The organism is Shewanella basaltis (assembly GCF_023283885.1).
Lineage (GTDB): Bacteria > Pseudomonadota > Gammaproteobacteria > Enterobacterales > Shewanellaceae > Shewanella > Shewanella basaltis.
In genome coordinates this window covers 25665-47279 of record NZ_JAKILA010000029.1, presented here as the reverse complement: position 1 = coordinate 47279, position 21615 = coordinate 25665, and the positions used below count along the sequence as shown (strand labels likewise).

The 21615-nt window shown below is 42.7% G+C and carries 18 protein-coding genes and 2 pseudogenes; 6 read left to right on the top strand and 14 right to left on the bottom strand.

The genetic code is table 11. The annotated features are described in order from the left end of the window. Window positions 1-104: 104 nt before the first annotated feature. The 6 genes and pseudogenes from L2703_RS17285 to L2703_RS17260 all read right to left on the bottom strand — a co-directional run. A pseudogene (locus tag L2703_RS17285) lies at window positions 105-242 on the bottom strand (AzlD domain-containing protein); the annotation flags it as partial. 19 nt (window positions 243-261) lie between these two features. Next, a complete protein-coding gene (locus L2703_RS17280) occupies window positions 262-942 on the bottom strand; it encodes a Fe2+-dependent dioxygenase (protein WP_248972306.1) in 681 nt (226 codons plus the stop codon). An 80-nt stretch (window positions 943-1022) separates the two neighbouring features. Beyond that, window positions 1023-3332 (bottom strand): TonB-dependent receptor, encoded by a 2310-nt coding sequence (locus L2703_RS17275; protein ID WP_248972305.1) that lies wholly within the window; start codon window positions 3330-3332, stop codon window positions 1023-1025. Between the two features lie 266 nt (window positions 3333-3598). Then, window positions 3599-3985 carry an SMU1112c/YaeR family gloxylase I-like metalloprotein gene (gloA2, locus tag L2703_RS17270; protein WP_248972304.1) on the bottom strand — a complete coding sequence of 129 codons (387 nt, stop codon included), beginning with the start codon at window positions 3983-3985 and terminating at the stop codon, window positions 3599-3601. 70 nt (window positions 3986-4055) lie between these two features. Then, window positions 4056-6122, bottom strand: coding sequence for a PhoX family protein (locus L2703_RS17265; protein WP_248972303.1), 2067 nt, complete (start codon window positions 6120-6122; stop codon window positions 4056-4058). Window positions 6123-6296: 174 nt separating this feature from the next. Continuing rightward, window positions 6297-7574, bottom strand: coding sequence for a DEAD/DEAH box helicase (locus L2703_RS17260; RefSeq protein WP_248972302.1), 1278 nt, complete (start codon window positions 7572-7574; stop codon window positions 6297-6299). Window positions 7575-7794: 220 nt separating this feature from the next. Here L2703_RS17260 and L2703_RS17255 point away from each other — a divergent pair, with 220 nt between their 5' ends. Continuing rightward, a complete protein-coding gene (locus L2703_RS17255) occupies window positions 7795-7965 on the top strand; it encodes a hypothetical protein (protein WP_248972301.1) in 171 nt (56 codons plus the stop codon). A 3-nt stretch (window positions 7966-7968) separates the two neighbouring features. On the opposite strand, the gene L2703_RS17250 is transcribed toward L2703_RS17255, so the two are convergent. Next, on the bottom strand, window positions 7969-8451 hold the full coding sequence (locus tag L2703_RS17250; RefSeq protein WP_248972300.1) for a GNAT family N-acetyltransferase: 483 nt from the start codon (window positions 8449-8451) through the stop codon (window positions 7969-7971). Between the two features lie 156 nt (window positions 8452-8607). Between L2703_RS17250 and L2703_RS17245 the strand changes: the two genes are divergently transcribed. Next, complete coding sequence (locus L2703_RS17245; protein ID WP_248972299.1) at window positions 8608-9045, top strand: DUF3429 domain-containing protein; 438 nt, start codon at window positions 8608-8610, stop codon at window positions 9043-9045. 61 nt (window positions 9046-9106) lie between these two features. Here the strand turns inward: L2703_RS17245 and L2703_RS17240 are convergent, their stop codons facing one another. Continuing rightward, complete coding sequence (locus tag L2703_RS17240; RefSeq protein WP_248972298.1) at window positions 9107-12154, bottom strand: transglycosylase domain-containing protein; 3048 nt, start codon at window positions 12152-12154, stop codon at window positions 9107-9109. A 206-nt stretch (window positions 12155-12360) separates the two neighbouring features. On the opposite strand from L2703_RS17240, the gene L2703_RS17235 reads away from it, so the two are divergent. From L2703_RS17235 to L2703_RS17220, 4 genes are all read left to right on the top strand, one after another. Then, a complete protein-coding gene (locus L2703_RS17235; RefSeq protein ID WP_487250752.1) occupies window positions 12361-13278 on the top strand; it encodes a DUF72 domain-containing protein in 918 nt (305 codons plus the stop codon). A gap of 129 nt (window positions 13279-13407) precedes the next feature. Then, a complete protein-coding gene (gene rluF, locus L2703_RS17230) occupies window positions 13408-14289 on the top strand; it encodes a 23S rRNA pseudouridine(2604) synthase RluF (protein ID WP_248972296.1) in 882 nt (293 codons plus the stop codon). A gap of 571 nt (window positions 14290-14860) precedes the next feature. Further along, on the top strand, window positions 14861-15493 hold the full coding sequence (locus L2703_RS17225; protein ID WP_248972295.1) for a helix-turn-helix domain-containing protein: 633 nt from the start codon (window positions 14861-14863) through the stop codon (window positions 15491-15493). Window positions 15494-15643: 150 nt separating this feature from the next. Continuing rightward, complete coding sequence (locus L2703_RS17220; RefSeq protein WP_248972294.1) at window positions 15644-17461, top strand: hypothetical protein; 1818 nt, start codon at window positions 15644-15646, stop codon at window positions 17459-17461. Between the two features lie 127 nt (window positions 17462-17588). On the opposite strand, the gene L2703_RS17215 is transcribed toward L2703_RS17220, so the two are convergent. The 6 genes and pseudogenes from L2703_RS17215 to L2703_RS17190 all read right to left on the bottom strand — a co-directional run bounded on the left by L2703_RS17215 (window position 17589) and on the right by L2703_RS17190 (window position 21564). Beyond that, window positions 17589-18185 carry a hypothetical protein gene (locus L2703_RS17215; protein ID WP_248972293.1) on the bottom strand — a complete coding sequence of 199 codons (597 nt, stop codon included), beginning with the start codon at window positions 18183-18185 and terminating at the stop codon, window positions 17589-17591. Window positions 18186-18239: 54 nt separating this feature from the next. Continuing rightward, on the bottom strand, window positions 18240-18425 hold the full coding sequence (locus L2703_RS17210) for a hypothetical protein (RefSeq protein ID WP_248972292.1): 186 nt from the start codon (window positions 18423-18425) through the stop codon (window positions 18240-18242). 127 nt (window positions 18426-18552) lie between these two features. Next, window positions 18553-18690: pseudogene (locus L2703_RS17205) on the bottom strand (ISAs1 family transposase); the annotation flags it as partial. A 222-nt stretch (window positions 18691-18912) separates the two neighbouring features. Further along, window positions 18913-19662, bottom strand: a complete 750-nt coding sequence (locus tag L2703_RS17200) for a hypothetical protein (protein WP_248972291.1) — start codon at window positions 19660-19662, stop codon at window positions 18913-18915. Window positions 19663-19690: 28 nt separating this feature from the next. Next, window positions 19691-20203: a hypothetical protein gene (locus L2703_RS17195; RefSeq protein ID WP_248972290.1), complete on the bottom strand. Its 513-nt coding sequence runs from the start codon at window positions 20201-20203 to the stop codon at window positions 19691-19693. A gap of 47 nt (window positions 20204-20250) precedes the next feature. Beyond that, the gene (locus tag L2703_RS17190; RefSeq protein ID WP_248972289.1) at window positions 20251-21564 is read right to left on the bottom strand and encodes a hypothetical protein; all 1314 of its coding nucleotides are present in this window, start codon (window positions 21562-21564) and stop codon (window positions 20251-20253) included. Window positions 21565-21615: the final 51 nt, after the last annotated feature.

The window sequence follows — 21615 nt, the reverse complement described above, 5'->3', positions numbered from 1 at the left end:
GTCAATTCGCCTTGTTAGCAGAACAAATGACAAGCTTGAAAGTGAGAATGGGTAACATGTTGATTTTAAATAGTATAAGTTCATCCCTTATCCCGAGCTCAGGTTAAGTAAGGGTTGTAAAGGCTAATAGACAACTCGCCCTCTGGCACAAATACAATGGGCGCTAATATGGCGGTTAATACCGCTGGGGCAGAATAACTTAAAAAGGTTAAGGTGTTTTTACTTAACCTAATGGGGATTTTATTGTGAGTAATGCAGACGCTACAACTGGGTAAATTGCCTAATTAAGTTGTGATACACATTGTGTAAATTGTCGAGTTCGGCGCGATCGGTATTGTTGGCGTTTATCAAGTTTTGAATGCTTTGATCGAGCTGATATAAATTTTGACGTAGGCTTGAGTCAGCAACCATGCTTTGCATCCAGGTAATGGCTGCAACACGCTGGCCGCGAGTAACCGCAGTCACTTTATGTAAACTACTCGATGGGTATACCACTGCATATCCGGCTGGCAGTTTAATTTGTTGTTGACCAAACTCTGTGGAGATAACCAATTCACCGCCGTCGTATTCTTCTGGCTCGCTTAAAAATACCGTCATCGACACATCACTGCGTAGCACTTCATTTGTGCCCGGTATTCGCATTATTGCGGCATCGACGTGATAGCCATATTCTTCTGTTTCGCTATAACGGTTAAAACATGGCGGAAAAATTTTGTGTGGTAATGCCGCTGAAACAATTTTAGGTGTGTCGCCAATACGTGCCAACAACTGGTTAGCCAATTGACGAACCTTAGGATCTTGTGCATCTGCTTGATTGTTATTTTTTACCGAGGCAGCCATCCCCATTGCGGTTTTACGACCATCGCCCCATGGACATGTTGCTAACTGCTGACGATAAGCGCTGACTTGGTCTTTGCTAAACACTTTCTCTATAACAACCATGCTTATTTCCTGTTTCCTAAAATCAAAAAACCAACGCTTAACTGGACGTTAAGCGTTGGTGTTAACGGTAAGACACTCGATTAAAATTCGTATGTCATCGACAGTTTTGAATTACGCGCATCACCTAGGTACATAAATGCACCCGAACGGTATGCTGCTGTCCAGTACTCTTCGTCCATTACGTTACCCACATTTAAGCGGAATGTTAAGGCTTCAGTCGCATTAAAGCTCGCAAATAAATCCACCACTTGATAGCTTGGTACTTCAATGCTGTAACGCTCATTGGTGGCGTCGTAACCTGCGGCTGTATCAGGTTGTCCGCCGAACATTTCGCTTTGGTAAGTATAGCTACCACCGATAACAAATGATTCAGTTAACTGATAACGTAACTGTAAATAGGCACTTTCGTCGGCAAAGTTACTTAACGCTAAGCCAATGTTATCTGGGTTATAAGAATCCAATACTTCTGAATCCATTTTAGCAGCAGAGAATTGTATGCTTAGCTTGTCGGTAATGTTACCTACCATACCAAACTCAATCCCTTTCACGCGGTTTTCACCTGTGTTTAAGGTACCGAGGGTTGTATAGCTGTCGCCAACGCTTTCCATTACGTCACTTTTGGTGATTTGGAAAATAGACGCTGAGAACATCATTTTGTCATCAAACAACATCCACTTGGTGCCAAGTTCGATGTTTTCTACGATTTCAGCATCGGCTTCTGTTGCTTGCTCTTCAGTACCACAAATACCACCATAACCACAGTTTGCACCTAGGTCAGACTCACCACCATTGATGTTGGTAGCGGTACTGTAGTTAGCGTAAATATTGGCGTCTTCAGACAGGTCGTAAACTAAACCAAAGTTGTAGTTGTACATGGTGTCTGAGTATTCATAAAGCGCGCTTGTGGTATCGTTGCTGTAATCAAAGCTATCAAGTCTTAAACCATAAAACATCGACAGTTGTTCAGTCAGTTCCACGTTGTCCATCATGTATGCAGCGACTGTTTTGATGTCGAAGATGGCATCTGACTCGCCTTTCACATAACTGCGCCCAATAAGCTGACTAATATTGTCAACGGTATTACCATCACCGTCTAAAATACAGTACGACTCTGACACACCGCGACGACCATTGGTAGAACAATTGGTTGGGTTGTTATTGGTGATGTTATACACACCGTTATCGACGTTTTCATCAGTGTATTCCAGACCAAAAACAAACTTATTGTTAAAACCAAATACTTTGGTATTCCAGAATAAGTTGAACTGAGTGCTAACATAATCAACATCTTGATTACCCTGGTGGGTACTTAATGTTAATGTGCTTGCGCCTGGCGCGGTTGCATCGGTATCGGCACGCGTTGAGCCACTCATACCTGTCGTAATGTAGCCGTTTTCGGTATGGCCAACACGTGTGGCGTTGTATAGGGTGATGTCGCTATTAAGTTCGTACTCTGTACGCAGCGTAAAGGTGGTCACTTCTGAGTCTAAGAAGTCGCCTTCTTGTGCGTATACCGGAATATCTTCTAAAGGCTTACGGGTTGTTTGATCAAAATAGCTGCCTAAATCGGGCACGTCTTCTGCGCTTATGTGATAAACGTCTGCGATGAATGACAGTGCATCGGTGGTTTCATATACACCCGATAACTGCACACCATTACGGTCGCGGCTAATGCCCTCACGGCCTGGCTTATCTTCTTGTGCGGTTAAACCATTTAAACGTACTGCGACTTTTTCAGACAAAGGTAAGTTGTAGTCAATAGTGACACGGCTGTGGTCGTCAGTACCTACACCTAAATCGACACGACCAAAGTCATACGCAACAGAAGCTTTTTTAGTGACACTGTTAATTGCACCGCCCGAAGAGCCACGGCCAGCAAACGTTGAGCTTGGGCCTTTGGTAATTTCAACACGTTCAGTGGCAAAACTTTCACGGGTTGTCATACCAGGGTCACGCAAGCCATCAACAAACACGTCGCTACGTGCTTCGTGACCACGAATAATGTAACGGTCACCAAATGCGTTACCGTTTTCACCTGTGCCAAGGGTCACACCCGCTTGAGCAGATAAAATGTCTTTTAAATCAGTGTTACCCGACTCTTGGATTTGGTCTTGGGTTAATACCGTAATCACCTGTGGCGTATCGACTAACTCAGCTAAACGGCGTTTGTCGGCCGAACTGTTAAACATATAAACCGAGTTTTGCACACCATGTACACGAATACGTTCAATAGACTCGTCTGTTTCGGCTGGTTTACATTTAGCTAAAATATCCTTATCACACGTTTCATTTTGCACATCGGCCGCATATAACCCTTGGCTACCAAATACCAAGGCTGCGGTAACCGCTTTTGCGCCTAACGACAACTTACTGTAACGGTTCGATTTCATGTCTAACATCATCCTATTATTAATTAGTGTTTATGAAAGTGCTTTTATGTGACGCACTCTACACAAACAAAATAAAGATCGCAAATACAAATCATTATCATTTATGTAAAGATTATGACCAGTTAGGTGTATTTGCGCTGTATTAGATGACAGCCACTAACAAATTAAAGCGGGCGTTGACACTTAAATCGTCGACATTGTGCGGCCCAATATCTGCATATAGGCAGCACAAACTTGGATAAGGTTAGCTGTGAGTAAAAATACGGTTAAGTGGTTTGGTATAGTTCGAGTGGTAAGCCGTCGGGATCACTAAAAAAGGTGTATTGCCTGTTGGTGTACTCATCTACTCTTATAGGTTCAACCTCTACTCCATGTTGTTGTAAATGTTGCACCACTTGATTGATATCGTCGACCTTAAATGCTAAATGGCGTAAGCCTTGTGCTTCAGGAAAACTCGGCCGTGTTGGGGCACCATTAAATGAAAATAATTCAACTTGGCTGCCGTCTGGCAAGGCAAGATCTAACTTGTAAGAATCGCGCGCTTGACGATAATTTTCAGCAATAACCTTAAGTCCTAAAACCTGGGTATAAAACGCTTTTGAGCGAGAATAATCGCCACAAATAATGGCCACATGATGAATGCCTTTTAGCATAACGTTCCTAATAAAACCCTGATAGCACGAGTCTATCAGGGTTTTAATCGGCATGAAAAGTGATTACCGCTTAAACACCAACGGCACCACCATCATTTTTACGGATCATCACTGTCGCAGCGCGTGGGCGCACAGTAATACCTGCTGGCGTAGCTTCATCTGCTTTATCTGAATATGGCCAATTGTCTGGATGTTGAATGTTAGCAAATATCGTGGTGTAGTCTGGCGTAATGGCAAACCCGGTCACTTCACAACCGTTTGGCCCAACAAAGAAACGTTTAAGTTGCGTTTGATTGTCGGCATTCACCACCTGCTGGTTACCGTCGGCATCAAGCATGGTTGATGGCACAATGGCTAACATTTGATCGTTAGTTTCTTCACCGACTTCAGAGGCGCCATTGTCGGTTTGCACCCACAAAATACCGCGAGGATCGAACGCTAATCCATCTGGGCTGGCAAACTGGTTAAGATCGGTTAAGCCAGATAGGTTGGTCTCGGCATCGCCATCATCAGGCGAACCAAAAACAAAGATATCCCAGCTAAACTCAGTGGCGGTATCGCCTTCGTCCCAACGGATAATATGACCAAAGTTGTTGTTTAAACGTGGGTTAGCAGGGTTAGTGCTGTCGGTACGTCGGCTGTTATTGGTGAGTGTAAGGTAAACACTGCCAGTAAACGGGTCAACTGCTGCCCATTCAGGGCGATCCATTGGGGTTGCGCCAACTAAATCGGCTGCGCCAGCTGTGTTTAAGATGATCTCTTCTAAAGAGCTAAAGCTGTTCGCGAGCGTTCCGCCGTCAGTGGTCATGCCGTCAAGGGTTAGCGGTAACCATTCGCCTACGCCATCTTCGCTGAACTTAGCCACATATAATGTGCCAGCATTCATGTATTTGTCGCCCATGCTTAAACGATTGCTGCTGTTGGCATCTGCGGCGTCCCAAACGGCATCTGACACAAACTTGTAGAGGTACTCAAAGCGAGAGTCGTGGCCAGAATAAAATGTCAGTGGCTTGCCTTCTTCAAGCTTACCAAACACACAGCCTTCGTGACGGAAACGGCCTAACGCAGTACGTTTAACCGCGCGCGAATTAGGGTTGTATGGGTCTATCTCAACAATATAACCATGACCATTGGCTTCATTACGGTAATCGTTTGCCGCACTTGTGCCGGTTGGTGTCATGTCAAAACGAGCAAATTCGTCTAAACGCTCATCGTCATTACCCGCTAAGTGGTTCCAGCCGTAACGGGTGTCAGTACTTGGAATACCAGTACGTGATTGCTCTTGAGTCCGCTCGCCTTTGTTTACAAAATATTCTGGCCAGTTTTCTTCACAGGTTAAATAGGTGCCCCACGGCGTGTAACCATTACCGCAGTTGTTTAGGGTTCCGCGTGCCTGGCTGCCGTCTGGCGAGTAACGTGTTTCTAGGTAGGAGCTGTAGGCAAGTGGGCCGGCAATATCCATCACGCTAGCACCGGTAAAACGGCGATTGTAGCTGTCGTTTTCAACCACTTGCCACATGCCTGACACTAACTTAATCCGCACAACTGACACACCATGGGCGTTGATTTCTTTGCGTACTTCATCAACGACTGTGCGCTTGCCGTCGGTGTCATAGGTTGGGCCATTTGGATGCAATGCATCTTGGTCAATATATTCGTGGTTAATACACAATAAGCCGTCATCACCGGCATCATTTAGCGGGAAAAAATGCATGCCATCATGATGCATACCCACTGAGTTAGCTTGATCGTCTGCGGTGTTGCTACCGTCATCTTTCCATGCTGCGGCTTTTGAATTAAGTGGTGTGCCCCAGGGAGCCAATACATAAGCCGAGTAGCCTGCAGGAATTGCCACCGCATCGGTTAATGAACCCGGGATTGACTCAAACCCTAATACCGCAGAACTTTTAGTTGGCGCTGTTGGGGTCGTTGGCGTGGTTGGTGTACTCGGTGTATTGCTGTCTTTATTATCAGAACCACAGGCACTTAATCCAAAACCACCAAAAGCTGTGATAGCACTGAGACCCAATCCACGCTTAACAAAGTTACGACGTGATAAGTGAGCGTCCATCACTTCGTTAAATGGAGTGTTTTTGCTTTTATTAAAACGAGTTGGGTTAAACGTCGCCTTGCTCATATGTATTCCTTGTGTATGCTCAACATTAGCTGTAGGTATGATTATTCGACAGCTAAGATAAGCATCTAATGTGACAACAAGGTTCAAAAAGCATGACAAAAATGTGGCAGTTTAAAGACGGTTTGCACGGTATTGGTAATACGCCACTCCCTTAAGGCTGTGGCGCTAAATGCGTTACTTTTTATTGCGAGAAGGACGTTGGCCTAAGGCTTTTTTTCGGGCCTGTTGCTTTAGGGCGCTCTTGGTGGTTTTACGTGTAGTCACCGCCATTTGAGTTAAGTCGGGCTCAAAACCGGTTAACCATTGTTGCGGTAAGCGGCGGTCTAAAAAGGTTTCTAATTTTATCAGCAACGGCTCGTCATCAACGCTGAAAAGCGTGATGGCTTGGCCTTGGTTACCCGCACGTCCTGTGCGGCCAATTCGGTGAACATAGTCTTCAACTTGAAACGGAAGCTCCATATTAACGACATAATTCAGCTCGCTAATGTCTAGCCCTCTGGCGGCGACATCGGTGGCAACTAGCGCGGTAAGCTCACCACATTTAAATTGACTTAACACTTGTTCACGCACCGCTTGCGATAAATCAGCATGAAATGCCTCGGCACTAACACCGGCATGCTTCATTTGTTTCACTAAGGCATCAGCGCCTTGTTTAGTGCGGCTAAAAATCAAGGTTTGCTGCCATTTTTCAACCTTAATTAAATGACACAATGCGGCACATTTTCGATTACTGTCAAGATGATAAACCCGTTCAACAATACTCGCGGCAGTAGTATTACGTTTGGCAACCTCAATCACTTTAGGTGAGCGCAATAACCGTTTGCTAAAGCTAAAAATACGGTCATCTAAAGTGGCTGAAAACAACAGGGTTTGCCGGGTTTTAGGCACTTGCTTTAGTACATCGATAATTTCATCTTTAAAGCCCATATCAAGCATGCGATCGGCTTCATCAAACACGAGATGTGTTAACTGCGACAAAGACAACGCCCGCTTACGCAGTAAATCCAATAATCGCCCTGGCGTTGCCACTAAAATATCTACGCCAGCCCCAAGCTGACGGATTTGCGCGCCAATACTCACGCCACCATACACCATCACACTGGTAATGCTGCTGCCCTGAGCATATTGCTCAATACTGTGGTGAACTTGTTGTGCAAGCTCGCGTGTAGGCACCAATACCAGCGCGCGAATAACCTTGTTAAGTTGCGGTGGTGTTGCTTGGTTTGCTGTTGACGGTGTTTGAGCTGATAACTGCAGACTCAAAATTGACTGCAATATGGGCAGCGCAAAAGCGGCGGTTTTACCCGTGCCAGTTTGCGCGCCAGCCATGACATCTTGACCACTTAATATTGCTGGAATTGCCTGCAATTGGATTGGGGTAGCTTGCTGATAATTAAGTTCAGCCAAACGTGTCATTAACGAAGGGTGTAGCGATAATTGAGCAAAAGACATAACAACTCCAAACAAGTAGATGTGCAGTTTATCATGCTCATTCGCGGCAAAACAAAGACTCGTCACTTTGTTTTATGACATTGTGCTTGTGACATGTAACACATCTCGATGTTAATGCCACTAATAGCACTTGACTAAAACTTAGGGACTTATACAATTTAAACACGTAAAAATAATACATGTTTAATTAAATCACGATCTCACAAGACGAGGCATCACCATGAGTTTTTCAATAAGCGGTATTTTTAAACCTACCAAACACACTGAACCTGTAAGCCATGTTGCGCCCAAAGCCGAGCAAGCCACCCCGGCACCTAAAACAGACACATCACCCAAAAAAGAGGGCAATGGCGGCAGTTGTTGCGGCGGATGCGGTGGTGCCGGCCATTAACGGTTAGCGCTCTCGTTTAAATATTAATAGATTATCTTGAATCAACAGCGATGGGTATTGCGAAGTCACCTCCACAAAGCCATTAGCCTGAACGACCTTTAACGAGCCCTGGTTTTGCGCATCAATATAGGCGTAAACCGGGCTTTTAATATAATGTTGTAAAAACATTCTCAAGGCATGGGTGGCAATCCCCTGCCCCCAATATTCACGGCCTATCCAGTAACCAATGAGTCGCACTTCAGGCTCATCGACGGTAGCAAACTCAAGGTTCACCCACGACACCAAGTGGCCAACCAACATCTTGTTGTACCAAATCCCTATTGCCATACTGTGTTGATTAGCAAAAATATTTTGTTGCCAATGTTGATAAAATGCCTCACGTGTTCGTGCCGGAACATCGGCCATCTTGTTGGCGATAGGATCGTTTTGAAAATCAAATAACAGGCTTAAATCTTGTTCGCTTATGTCTTTGAGATAAATATCCATTTCACTTTACTCACCTATAGGTTGTGTCACTAAAATCAATTATATTGGTTACTTACACATAAACCTGATATCTAGACATAATACTCTTTAACCTGTTTGTCATTAGCAATACCATTATCCTGATAAAAGGGTTTATCTATCCTTAAAGGAGACACCATGAAACACATCAATACTTGGCAATGGCTTGGTTTTGCAGGCCTCATTCCGTTTGTTGTACTCAGCCTATTGGCATTTAACCATAGCCTGTTATCTGCTGAACATGTCTTACTTGGATTTATTAGTTATAGCGCGATAATTTTAAGCTTTATGGCAGGGGCATTATGGGGGAAAGCAGTTGTTACAGTTCTCGATGACAATATCGCTAAATTACTGATTATTAGTAACGTGATTGCCATAGGTTGTTGGGTTGCACTGTTAACACCGTTTGAATTGTCAGCATTAATTTTACTGCTCAGCGGTTATGTATACTTGCTCTACGTTGAGTTTAGGTCAACACAAATAGCAACAACCGCACGTTATATGACGCTTCGTACTGTACTGACTAGCGTTGTGGCAATATGCCATGTTGTCGTGATGCTAAGCTTGTATCAATAGTATTTAGCACTGTCACCAGCCCAATAATTGATGGGCTGGTGATTCAAGCATTTTAGGTCAATCACAACCCGGCTTGGCACTGCTCAGTTTGATTAATCATTGGCGACAAAATTGGCATCATGCCTTTTAACACTTGCAATGGCAGTGCTGAGGTAAAACTAAAATCATCGGCTTTTTCACCCGGCACAAATGCTGTTAGCGTACCAAAGTGACGGTCGCCTAGGTAAAACACAAACGTTGCGGTGCGGTTTATCGCCGTTGAGGACACCTTACGTCCATTACGGATTTCAGTTGCTATGCGGTTATCACCTGTGCCAGTTTTGCCGCCCATAACAATGGCCTGTCCGTTTTGGTCTAACAAGCTACCATTGAGGCGTCTTGCTGTACCATTTTGCACAACATTGGCTAGCGCACGTTTAAGGGCTCTGGCCACTTCTTGGTGCATTACTCGAGTCACCATTTGCTTATTGTTGGCAAGCGTCACCTCATAGGGCGTGTCTTTAGCAAATTGCAGCTCATCAATGCGTACCGTCGGAAAACGATAACCGTCATTTTGAATAATGCCTATTAGTTCAGCCAATGCCGCGGGTCTGTCGCCCGAACTGCCTAATGCAGAGCCTAACGACGGCACCATGTATTCAAAGGGATACCCCATCCTCACCCACCGTTGATGGATACTCAAAAACGCTTCAACCTCAAGCATTACCTGAATCCGTACATCACGAGCATTTTGATGACGAGTTTTAAACAACCAACGATACACGGCTTGTAGTTGTGGTTGGGCATCTTCTAGTACCTGAGTTAAACCGGTTTCAGGGTAGTCATTTAAATAACGTAATACCCACAACTCTAACGGATGTACTCGGGCAATATAGCCCTGGTCGGCTAAGGTAAACTTGTCTTCGCCATACTTGTTGTACAGTATGTTAATTTGGTTATCGGTATAGCTTTTAGTAGGCAAACGCGTGGCTAAAAAAGCTTTAAGCTCGCGGGCACCATCGTAAGGTTTTAAATAACGGTAAGCCGCTGTCAACTTGTGCTCTTGCTGTGCGATGCCATCAAATAACACCTCTAACCGCTGCTCTGGCGCCAATTGACGATACTTGCGATAAAAACGTTTTACAAACGAGCTCCCTTCACGCTTAGCAAACGCCTTTAAGTATTCTTCACGGCGCGGGTCTTTGTCATTACGCAATAATTGCGACACACTGCCTTCGCTGTTATAGCTACTGCTGTAACTAACAATGTCGCGCATTAAGCGTACAAACGGTAAGTTTATTGACTCTTGCAGCGCTTGGTACAAGGTTGGCACGCGGCTGTTTTCTTTCTTGTTAAAGTTATTAAATACATGCAAACCACCACCGGTAAAAAAGCGCTCTTCAGGTGAGGCTGAGTATTCACGTTGCAAAGCGGCATCAAGCATACGGGTTAAATTACGATCTCGGGTAGTAATCAAATAATCGACCACCCAGCGAGTAATATGGTCTTTGCGCTCAACATCAACCTGACGTAAATCTGCCACTGTCATTGTCGAAAAACGTTGCTGTAACTCAGCAATAATGTCGAGATAAGTTGCCAGCACCCGCAGTTTTGCAGTAGAGCCTAACTCCAGTTTACTGCCTTCGTTAATGTCAAAAGGTTGGTCAATACTGTCGGTTTGAATGCGCACACGGTTAGCGCTGTCGGTGCTCTCATACAAAGTAAAGCTATAAAGCACTTTATCTAACTGCTGCGCCGACAATAAACGTTCACCCAACAAGCCCACACGTTCAGCGGCATTCACCTGGGCCAAACTGCGTAAGTAATCACTTACTTTTTGCTGTAAATCACCATGATATGTACTGTTAATAGCCAGATCATAACGATCTAAGTCAAATAGATTGACGTCTAGCATACCTGCTGTGCGAATACGCACCGCATTAACCCCTTTATTATTTGCTGGGTTAGTGATTGCTGACTTAGTGGTGTTAAAGGTCAGTGTTTGCTCTAATGCTGACACCATCAACTGGGTCTCAATAAGGCCATCGCGGCCCAATAAACGCAAATAGCTATCGACCAAAGACTCAAGATCATCATGGCCCTGTAGTAAGTAATAAGACGGGCGGCGCTGAGCAATCATGAGCGCGACGATTTCCCTAAATACCTTGCCGCGCTGGGCTGCATTTTGTTGAGTATGACGGCTAAGCAATAGCTGGTTTGCTTGGCTAAAGTCGGTTTTAAACCACGCCCATAAACCATCACCAATGCCATGCACTTCGCCAAAGCCTGGGGCAGACGAGAGCGGCACAGTATTAAGATAATCTTGTACAATACGTTGGCGTGCCTTAACGGTACTTTCGCCTTGTTGATACACCCTAATAATTGCCGAACCGATTTGCAGTAACTTGTCTTTAATACTTAAGGTTAAGCCATGATTTGAATGCCTAAATTTTTCAATTTGAGTGGCCAATGTACTGCCGCCGGCCTTTGACATATCAACGCCAGCAATTTCTGCCACTTGGCTGGCCGCGGCCAACACAAAACGCGGCCAATCGACCACGGGATTATAATTTTCTTCAGGGCTGAGCATTTCGCGGTTTTCAATAAACAATAAGGTACTAATCACCTGCTGCGGAATAGTATCTTGATCTTGATAAACACGTTTAGGGTAAGAGAAATCAAATACCGTCATATTACGACAGTCTTTAATCAGCAAACCTGATTGGGCTTTTTCGTGATATGGAGGAAAGAAGCCTTTTTCCGTGTAGTCCATCAACATTGGCGAAAAAGCCACTTGCTGAGTAATTTGATAATTACGTTCTACTAATCGGGCAATTTTTTCCGGCAGTTTGCTATAACCATGGCGGTCATCAAATGGGCCATACTTAGGATAAATAACAGCATCACTAGGGTAGTCACGTAATTGATAGGTTAACTTGGTTGCGTATTTGTGCAAAAAGTACGATTGGTAATAAGATGTTCTTACTTCAAACTCAAGCAAATAGGCTGTGGCCAAAACAAGAATAACCAGTAACCAGCCAGCTTTGCTTTTACGGACTTTAACCGGTTTTACCGTTGACGTTTTAGGACGGTAATTATCAAACTGACTTTCAGTATGCTGACTCGACACAAACACTCCAACTAACGGATAACACCAAGATAATACATATTTTATTTATTGGCTGATATGATAACCAAATAGCATAACAAACAAGATTAATTTTATCAGATGGATAAACTGATTAGATATAGACAAAATAACTAAATATTGCTTTTTAGGCTGTTAAAGCCATTTTTATACTAAACAAAGCAAAAACCCTTCTTACCTTGAGAGACATTTTGACGTTACAGACACCCACACACCCATTCCCTAACGTACCAATCATTCGATTGGGATTGGCTATGTGGTCACAAACCCACTGGCAACATACTGTATATGGCAATAATGACCCGAGCCAACGTTTAGCCCGTTATGCAGACGTATTTAATACCGTCGAAGGCAACACCACCTTTTATGCCACGCCATCGTTACAGCAAGCTCAAATTTGGCGTAATGCCGTTAATGACACCTTTCGCTTTACCTTTAAACTGCCTAAACACATTACTCACGAGTTAAAACTGCACAATGCCGGCCCCGCAGTGCAACAGTTTTTCTCGGTAATGGCGCCATTACTCGACGTAACAGGTATGTGGAAAATACAATTACCCGCCAGTTTTGGCCCACAGCATTTGCCCGTGTTAGCCCAGTTTTTAACCCAAGTGCCTCAAGGGTTAACCTATGGTGTCGAGGTTCGTCATCCAGCCTTTTTTGCCAAAGGAGATGCCGAGCGCGACCTTAACCGCTTGCTGATTAGTCATCAGTGCAACCGCATTATTATGGACACTCGGCCAGTATTTGCAGCGCCGCCCACCAGCGAAGCCGTGATTGACGCTCACCAAAAAAAGCCCAAAGTGCCTGTGCATGCCATCGCCACCGCTCAACATCCGGTAGTACGCTTTATTGGTCATCCACAGGCTGAAGCAAATGTGCATTTTTTTCAAAACTGGCTTAAACAACTGCCATTATGGATAGCTCAGGGCAAACAACCCTACCTGTTTATTCATACTCCAGACAATCAAGAAGCCCCTCAATTAGCCGTCGATTTATATCGATTATTACAGCAGCAGCTCAAGGACACTCCCACGCCTCTTAACGACATCAACCTACTCGCACAACATTCAGATGCTACAGCGCAAATGGGGTTTGATTTGTAATGTGACCTCGATGATTGATTCACCAAGGTTAAGCGTCTGTGCCTTACAGAATAATCAAAAAGTTTGTGATATTATTTGCGCCGATTAAGCCTGCCATTGCAGTGCGTTTATGTTGATAAAGGAACCGCTATGAGTGAATCTGCAACCCGTTTAAATAAGTACATCAGCGAGAGTGGCATCTGCTCGCGCAGAGAAGCCGATCGCTTTATTGAACAGGGCAATGTATTCATAAACGGTAAGCGAGCCAAAATTGGCGACACGGTTAGTTTTGGTGACAAAGTCAAAGTGAATGGTCAGGACATTGAGCCGCGTGACGAAGCAGATTTAGTGTTTATTGCTTTAAACAAGCCTGTCGGCATTGTCAGTACAACAGAAAGTACCGAGCGCGACAACATTGTCGACTTTGTTAACCACAGCGAGCGCATCTTCCCGATTGGTCGCCTAGATAAAGACTCGCAAGGGTTGATATTCTTAACCAATAATGGCGATTTAGTGAATAAAATTTTGCGCGCTGGCAATAACCACGACAAAGAATACGTGGTCACGGTCAATAAACCCATTACCGATGATTTTATTAAGGGCATGGCTGCAGGCGTGCCTATACTGGGCGTTGTCACTAAAAAATGCCGAGTAGAACAAGTATCGCCTTATGCATTTAAAATTGTGTTAGTTCAGGGGCTTAACCGTCAAATTCGTCGCATGTGTGAATATTTCAACTTTGAAGTCACTAAGCTTGAACGCCAATCGATTATGAATGTGTCACTTAAAGGATTGCCCATTGGCGAATGGCGCGATTTAGACGAGCAAGAGCTCAGCACTTTAATGAAATTAATTGAGCATTCATCTTCTGAAGTGAAAAAAGCCCCTCAAAAAGCCAAGAAAAAACCCTTAAAAAGTTTGCGCGACAAAATTGAAGGCCCTGAACACTTTATGCAAGGCAGAGGCAGCAAACCTAAAAAACCAACAACCAATAAGGGCAAGCCAAACCATTCTCGTAAACCCAAACGCTAGTAGGGCCTGCCTGGCAGCGTTTGTTGGCCATTTTTACGGCGCTCTCGACTTTTTATATAGAATTACGACGCCTCAACATCGCTGCCTTGTCGTTGTATATGTGAGTAATGACCCACAATTTGCGGCAAAAACAATGTTGAAATTGCAACAGTCCCTAAATCATTACTGCGCAAAATGTAAACAATGGAGGTTGAATAAAAAAACACCCATTTTACCGTATGCAACAGGATTATAATGTTGTAGTATGTTGACCTGCTCATTTAAACAGCAAAAACAATCTTAAATATAACTTGTAAACATGTACTTACGTAGTATGTACCATGTTTCAATCACGTTTAGTATGAGCACAATACCCAGCCCTACTTAGCTGAGTTTAGGTAATTAGTCATATTAAACAGCAAAAGTTTATGTGCTGATAATGCGCCCAACATACGTAACGTTGCGGGTAGCACAATAATAAAAATGCACACAATTAGGACAATCAAGCGATGCCAAGTTTTGCACAACAGGCAGCGCGACGTTGAAAAAATAACCGCAAAGGGATGCGGTTCTTTGACACAAGGAAAGTAACATGCTCACTAAACATCTGCTTATTCTCGACTTCCCTTTGCATCTGCAAGCGCCATTTCATCACCTTGCAAACCTGATTGAATGCAATCTTATTGCATGTAACTCTAGCGATGCGCCTGCCATATTGTCGACCATTGCAAACATTGAGAATAGTACCGCAGTTTTGATTCATTACCTTGAGCACCCGCTACAAGAAATAAGCTATTTACCTGCAGACTTGTTTAAAAGCCATTTACATATCGCCTATTGTCCAGCGCTAAACGTTGAGCTCGAAGTAATTTTGATCTCATCTGGGTTTCATTCAGCCATGTGCATCGACACAAACCTAGTTGATCAAATACAGAGCCTCAATAAAGTACTCGATGGCGACATTAGCTTTAGCGATAAAGCCCTGTCTAAATACATTTTGCAAAAAAAGCGAGTGCCATCATCTGGCAACCGCGCAAAAATTCTTGCTGTCACAACTAAAAAAGAACAACAAATTTTATCTCTTATACTGCATGGACTCACTAACGAAGAAATGGCCAAAGAGCTCAATATTTCCGTTAATACGGTCAAAATGCACGTGCAAAACATTTATAAAAAAACCAAGATTAAAAATCGTGGTCAGCTATTTGCCTACGCGGCGGGTTAACCATCTCTTTTAATAATACCAAGCCCTCATGCATCAGCGGCATACATTAGCTCACCTTTAACAGTGGGTTAGCTGCTGCATTTCTATGCATTTTCACACTGCACAACTATTTGTAAAAACGCAGTAACAATCTAATGTAAGGACACATTAATGCACCATAAAAGTTTATTAGCCATCTTAATCTCTAGCGCCCTTTTAGTGGGTTGCGGTTCATCAGATGATGACTCAACTACAGACATAACCCAACCAGATTCAGGTACGCCAACTACCCCCACTACGCCACCGGTATCTGAATATAACCATCAAATTGCTGGGTTAGCGGTATATCAAGGGGCATTATCTGGCGCCACTGTGTGTGCCGATTTAAATAAAAACGTAATTTGTGATAGCGATGAACCATTCGCAACGACTGACGCTGACGGTAACTATCAATTAGAGTGGACGAGCGAAGTTGAAACCCCAGACTATTATTTAGTGGCTAACTGGCAAGCAGCGACAGCAACGCAAGCCATCCAGGCCCGCTCTTTAGCTCTTAAGGTTAAAAACCCGGCTAACCGAGCAGCACCAAAAGCAATTGTTGATGATGCAGGGCAAGGGACATTAATCGCAAACCCACAATATAACGGCGCGATTAACAACCTGACTCATATCAAGCAGTCTCGCATTATAGAAATGATGAATCAAAATCTGTCTGACAGTGACATTAGTCAACTATCAACCGAGTTAGACGCACTATTAGCTATTTTGTATCAATTAGATGCCGACACTTTATACTCAGTTTCCGCTGAAACGTCAGCCACCGCTAATTTTATGCGCATAGACTATGCCATTGCTTATTTACAACAAGTCATCGCGACTCAAATTCCAAACATCATTGCAGCAGAAAAAATCCTTGCCGCGACTTATGCTGAGCTTTGGCAAATATTAAGTGATAGCGGTCTGTCTATCGAAGCGTTCTTTTCAGATGACGCATTCACTTTAGCGGCTAATATACTCTTTAGTGACTCAGCCATCGCATTAGGGTTTACAGAATTACCTATCGATTCGCGTATTTTGTCACAAGATGATTGGGACCTTGTGCTAGGTAATATCATTCATGAAAGCGGCTTTGCTAACACCTTATCACTGACTTTATCTTCTGATCTAAGTGCATTTTCTATGCAAAATGCCGACAACACAAAAGTATTAACCTGGATCTCCGCTCTGGCCGGTCAAGCCCTAGCATTTGAAGCCCCATTAGATGAAGACAATGACGAGCTTACCGAATGTTGGCACACAACAGACAAGCGCTGGTATACAGAAGACAATGGCCCAGTAACGGAGCCAAGCATTACAGGTAATACCTACAACACGGTTTATGCCGGCACGAATGTCCCTATTACTATCGACATCAATAAAATCACTCACGCCAACACCAGCGACTTTTGGCAGTCAGTGTTAAATACATCTCCAGAAATGCTAAAATTAGACACATTAATCTGGCCAGATACGCTATACAGTTTAACGGTAACTCAAGCCGAAGATGTAATGTGCCGAGTAGTTGAAGATTATGAAACATACGCGCTATCAAGCTTTGTCACTGAAGAAACGCTTTCGACAACAATGGTAGCCGAAGCTTTATTTGGTTTTTACTTCCCGCTCGACATCATTATCGATGAAGAAGCGCAAACCATTGCTTTGCTTGATAGCGATGGCAACATTGAACAACGTTATCAAATGACAAAAAGCACCAGTCCAAGTGATCAGTTATTGATTAAAGTCGCTGAAATCGTTGAAGGCACCGCACAGGAATATGTCTATCCAGACTACTTCTTATTTGTTGACCAACAGCTTATGAAAGTCGAACTCAATGAAAAAATGCAAACGTCTGCTTCTAACAATGTGTCAGTCACCTTTGATAACAACACAGGGTTTACTCAAACGTTATACCAACACTTATATGATCAGGTTAATCCACTGGTATTTTAACCCTATTGTGTCACTTAATTTAAGGCGTTTTCACCGATAACAATAAACCCCATAAGCAAAAGCGAATGGGGTTTATTTTTGATGCTGCATTACAATTTCGCGTTAATAAAAATCGCTCACATAGACTTTACTGTTCTTCCGCTTGCATACGCTCAACATCTTGCTTGGTGTATCCCATCGCTTCGGTGACATAGCACATCTTCACCAGTTGGAACATTTGCACCAAACTACCCACCTGCCCGGCATGCATTTGTAAGTTTAATACTGCCATGGTAGCTGCCATTTCATCACCCGGCGCGACCGTGTTAGCTAACTCAGATAAAGATTGATTCTTAGTTGCGACCTCATTAATAAGCTGATTATATTCAGTGACATTTTCAGGTGTATAACAGGTAGAGGTTTCAGGTAATTGCGCTAAAAACTGCTCATACTCTTTAACAAACAGCTTAGCTTGTACCAACGTCTGCTCGCCTAGAGCTTGTAACTCTGTCACCTTACCGCTTTGAAATACTGGGGCAGCATTACCCGACGCCACGAGCTGGTTAAACTCATCCATCAATACTAATTGTTTTTCTGATATGACTTTTGCATCTTGGGCAATCGGTTTAGTTTTAGCCTCAAATGCATCAATAGCCCCCTGATTACTCGCCAATGCTATAAAGCTCATTGTGGTAATGGCTGTAGTCATGGCCACCAGCAAGCTGGCTTTTTTCATCATATTCATCGATAACATCCTGTTAGTTGAGTTTTAAATAAGTGCTTATAATAAATCCAGCGTTTAGTGTTTCAGATATGGCATTAACCAACTGTGAATCGCATAGCTGTATTCTGTGGGTAATCTAAAAGCTAACCATTCTGCACCTAGCCGAGTCACTAAATACGTATTTCTAGTAATGTTTACTACGCCAATAATATCTGAACGTTTATAGGTTTTTTCGTTAAATGCACCATGTTTAATAATCAAAGTATCATTATAAATTCTGAGTTTTGTCCCTGCTGCGCGGTAAAGAAATACCCAAGAAAAAAAGCCAATCAGTAACGCTGATAAAGCATATTGAATAGGCAGGGCGGGATTCCACTTTGCTCATAACTTAACCAAACAGCAATTCTGAGCGAAATGTAGGACTCCAAGCTGCGCGGCGGCGCTTACCCGCAAGGCTGTCTTTTTTACCCGTGTGTTGTTTTAATGTACTCAGTGCAGCTCTGTTAAATAATGCAAGGTGCTTGGCTTTGGTCCAGCACCATCAATACTGCTTCATCTTTAAATGCCTGCGGATAACTCTTGTGTGATTGCTTTAAACTCATATAGACCTCTTAATTTATTAACATACTGTCTCAAAATTAAGTGTCCGATGGAATTAGACCAGAACACCCAATTGCACTATTCTTCATTGAATCGATTACCTTATAAGTCCATGTATTTTTCTTTTCCGGTTACGGTTAACACCTTGTTATTTCGATAAATACAAACCTACTAAATATAATAAAAATAGCCCCAATAGCACCTTTAATGGCGTTGGATAAGCAAAAGTAATCTCGGGTGAGTGTTTGTCATTGATGTATTCAATTATTTCTGGCAATGCAAATAGATTTGCTCTTGATATATTTATCTTTTCACCTGTATTAAGCGTGAATCGTGCATGAGTATAGATATCAGCTTTCGATATTTGTCTATACCATTTCCCAGGGGTTTCCCGTTTATAACTAAATCGGTAGCGCTGAATATGAATAGCGCTTATACGGCTCAAACGAATATAACTTTGTGTTTTCGATCCGCAAAACACCTCTGGAAGCTCCAAAGCCTCTTTGGTTAAACTGGTCACTAACCCTGATTTAAAGTTAACCCAACAATGGAATATCAAGATAACGGCTATGCTGATTAATGTTACTGGCAAAATAGCATCTGGGGATGCCTGTAACACAAACATCAATAGCAAAGGTACACCAATTAAACTGGTTAACAATAATAGCCAAGTTAACATTGAAAAAGGCGAAATGAGGATCCGAGAGACAAATGTAACTTTATGACGTTCATCTAATTTCATTTCGAGTGTCGTATTACTTTTAAAAATACTAAAACTCTGTTTAATCCACGGCATTAATAAGGGCTCTACTTTACAACAATCATTAACATCAGAAAACGAATAAGCAACTGACATTGTTAAAATAAAACCAACAGTCAACTGACTGCTGATTTTCATCTGCAAGTTATTAATTTATAAAGCAATACTAAAAGGGTAAATCATCATAAAAATACCATTGGCCATCATCTTCAAATAGCACGCACCTTACACCACCGATACTATTCTGACCATTCCGCATTTTAAACTCATAACTATAGTTAATATCTACTACACGTGTGGTATTAGGGTAGTTTCCTTTTAAATTTGTGCTCGGCTCAATAAAGCCTGACTTTTCAGGTGTGAACACCAAAAAATCTAAAAGCTCCACTCCATCCGCTGTTCTTTTATAACCCCCTAAACTAAGATTAATCAATTTCCGAGCTCTTTTCCCATCCTGCCATTGTTGCATCATAGGGTGATACCCTTTAATAATTTTATCTATTTTTTCATCACGAATATCGCGCATTACTTGATCACAACGCGGCTTTAACTCACTGACCTCTTTAGGCAAACTGGCTTCACTGGCCTCACTGGCTGATACAGAAAATACCAACATTGAGCTACATGCAATTGCTGAAAATTGATAACAGCGACTTTTTATCCATTTATTTAACTTCATTATTTATCCCTAATTGATTGAATAGTTGAACTTTTCATCAGTCTGAATTACTTAATTAAAACGGTATCCAATTTCCAGCTGTTATTTTCGTAAACCCACTCTAGTTGTTGACCACTGTCTACGTCTTTTAACATTAAGCGCTTTCCGTTACCTTCAACTTTCCCTTTAAATTCATCTAATAGCATATTGTAAGCGGCTACATCTTTGTCGCTACTTTTTGACGGTGAATAACGTATTGCTTTACTGTACTTTTTTATCGCTGCGACAAGTATTTTTTGCTTTGAGTCATCACGATTCAAAATATCTGTCATCACACCTGCTCTAAACTGAGCTGAAAACATGGCTAATTGCTCAGGCGTGCCAGACTCAATGGTGTGCAACAATCTAAACCAATTTGCCATCAACCTAGCGGAATCGTCGGGCTTAGGGTTGTTAATATCGCCTTTTGATATCAATACGTTGTTTACCTGATCAGGTAACGATAATGCTTGGCTTAATGACTCATTAATCATGCTAACAAGTTTTTTTATATCCGCATCGGTGGTTGACAAAAACGGGGCGATTAGTGACTGTACTTCCCCTGTAAATATCGTTTTATCCTTGAACCCTTTGGTGAGATTTGTCAGTTGATCGAAAAATGTTGGGTTAGTCAGTGAAATTTTATCTGTCATTGCCTCATAGTCAGCAAAAGCGTCCTGCTGATGGGTTTTCGCCCCTAAAATATTTTTAAAACTTTTTTGTGGTGCCAATATTGCCAGCCATTGTTTAATCACATCGCGGGTATGAGGTGGCTTTTCATTAATAGCACCAATATTGGGTGGAGTGATATATCCTGCCTCAATAGCAGCATTAACAATCGCCTTTGACCTTTCACCAAAAACAGCTCTAACATCGGCATAGCGAAGATAGTCAAGATAGTCAGCCTGCTGCACAACCAAAGCGTTCAACTCTTTATCCATCCCTTGCTTTTGGATCTCTTTCGCGACATAGGTGTATTGTTGCAAGTCGCAACCAGCACAACTTCTAAACGCTAATGTATTGCTGTGACTAAAATAAATACTGGATTGATTAGGAAACAAATGACTTTCAAACACAATATAACTGGTGCCCTCTTTGGTATAAGTCAAAGTCATATCGGCTTTATGCTTTTGAGGACAGCCAGGCAATTCAATATTGTTTTTTGTAAACGCGGTAAGATTGTTTAAGTCCTTCGTCTTACGTGAATGCAGAGTATTATAGTAAGTCAATTTGTACTGCAGTGTGGGGTCCAATTCACCTTGTACTTCAAAATCAATATTACAACTTGCATATACATTGGCAGTGCTTAAGCCGCATAATGCCATTAATCTTATCTTTTTCATTTTTAGCTCATCCTTAAGTCATGTATTTAACACTAACTCTAACTCTGTCGT

Coding starts and splice junctions, on each gene's coding strand:
- L2703_RS17260 (WP_248972302.1), bottom strand. CDS start 7,574: ATGTCTTTTGCTCAATTATCGCTACACCCTTCGTTAATGACACGTTTG.
- L2703_RS17190 (WP_248972289.1), bottom strand. CDS start 21,564: ATGAAAAAGATAAGATTAATGGCATTATGCGGCTTAAGCACTGCCAAT.
- L2703_RS17195 (WP_248972290.1), bottom strand. CDS start 20,203: ATGAAGTTAAATAAATGGATAAAAAGTCGCTGTTATCAATTTTCAGCA.
- L2703_RS17220 (WP_248972294.1), top strand. CDS start 15,644: ATGCACCATAAAAGTTTATTAGCCATCTTAATCTCTAGCGCCCTTTTA.
- rluF (WP_248972296.1), top strand. CDS start 13,408: ATGAGTGAATCTGCAACCCGTTTAAATAAGTACATCAGCGAGAGTGGC.
- L2703_RS17245 (WP_248972299.1), top strand. CDS start 8,608: ATGAAACACATCAATACTTGGCAATGGCTTGGTTTTGCAGGCCTCATT.
- L2703_RS17275 (WP_248972305.1), bottom strand. CDS start 3,332: ATGAAATCGAACCGTTACAGTAAGTTGTCGTTAGGCGCAAAAGCGGTT.
- L2703_RS17280 (WP_248972306.1), bottom strand. CDS start 942: ATGGTTGTTATAGAGAAAGTGTTTAGCAAAGACCAAGTCAGCGCTTAT.
- gloA2 (WP_248972304.1), bottom strand. CDS start 3,985: ATGCTAAAAGGCATTCATCATGTGGCCATTATTTGTGGCGATTATTCT.
- L2703_RS17215 (WP_248972293.1), bottom strand. CDS start 18,185: ATGAATATGATGAAAAAAGCCAGCTTGCTGGTGGCCATGACTACAGCC.
- L2703_RS17255 (WP_248972301.1), top strand. CDS start 7,795: ATGAGTTTTTCAATAAGCGGTATTTTTAAACCTACCAAACACACTGAA.
- L2703_RS17200 (WP_248972291.1), bottom strand. CDS start 19,662: ATGAAAATCAGCAGTCAGTTGACTGTTGGTTTTATTTTAACAATGTCA.
- L2703_RS17250 (WP_248972300.1), bottom strand. CDS start 8,451: ATGGATATTTATCTCAAAGACATAAGCGAACAAGATTTAAGCCTGTTA.
- L2703_RS17265 (WP_248972303.1), bottom strand. CDS start 6,122: ATGAGCAAGGCGACGTTTAACCCAACTCGTTTTAATAAAAGCAAAAAC.
- L2703_RS17225 (WP_248972295.1), top strand. CDS start 14,861: ATGCTCACTAAACATCTGCTTATTCTCGACTTCCCTTTGCATCTGCAA.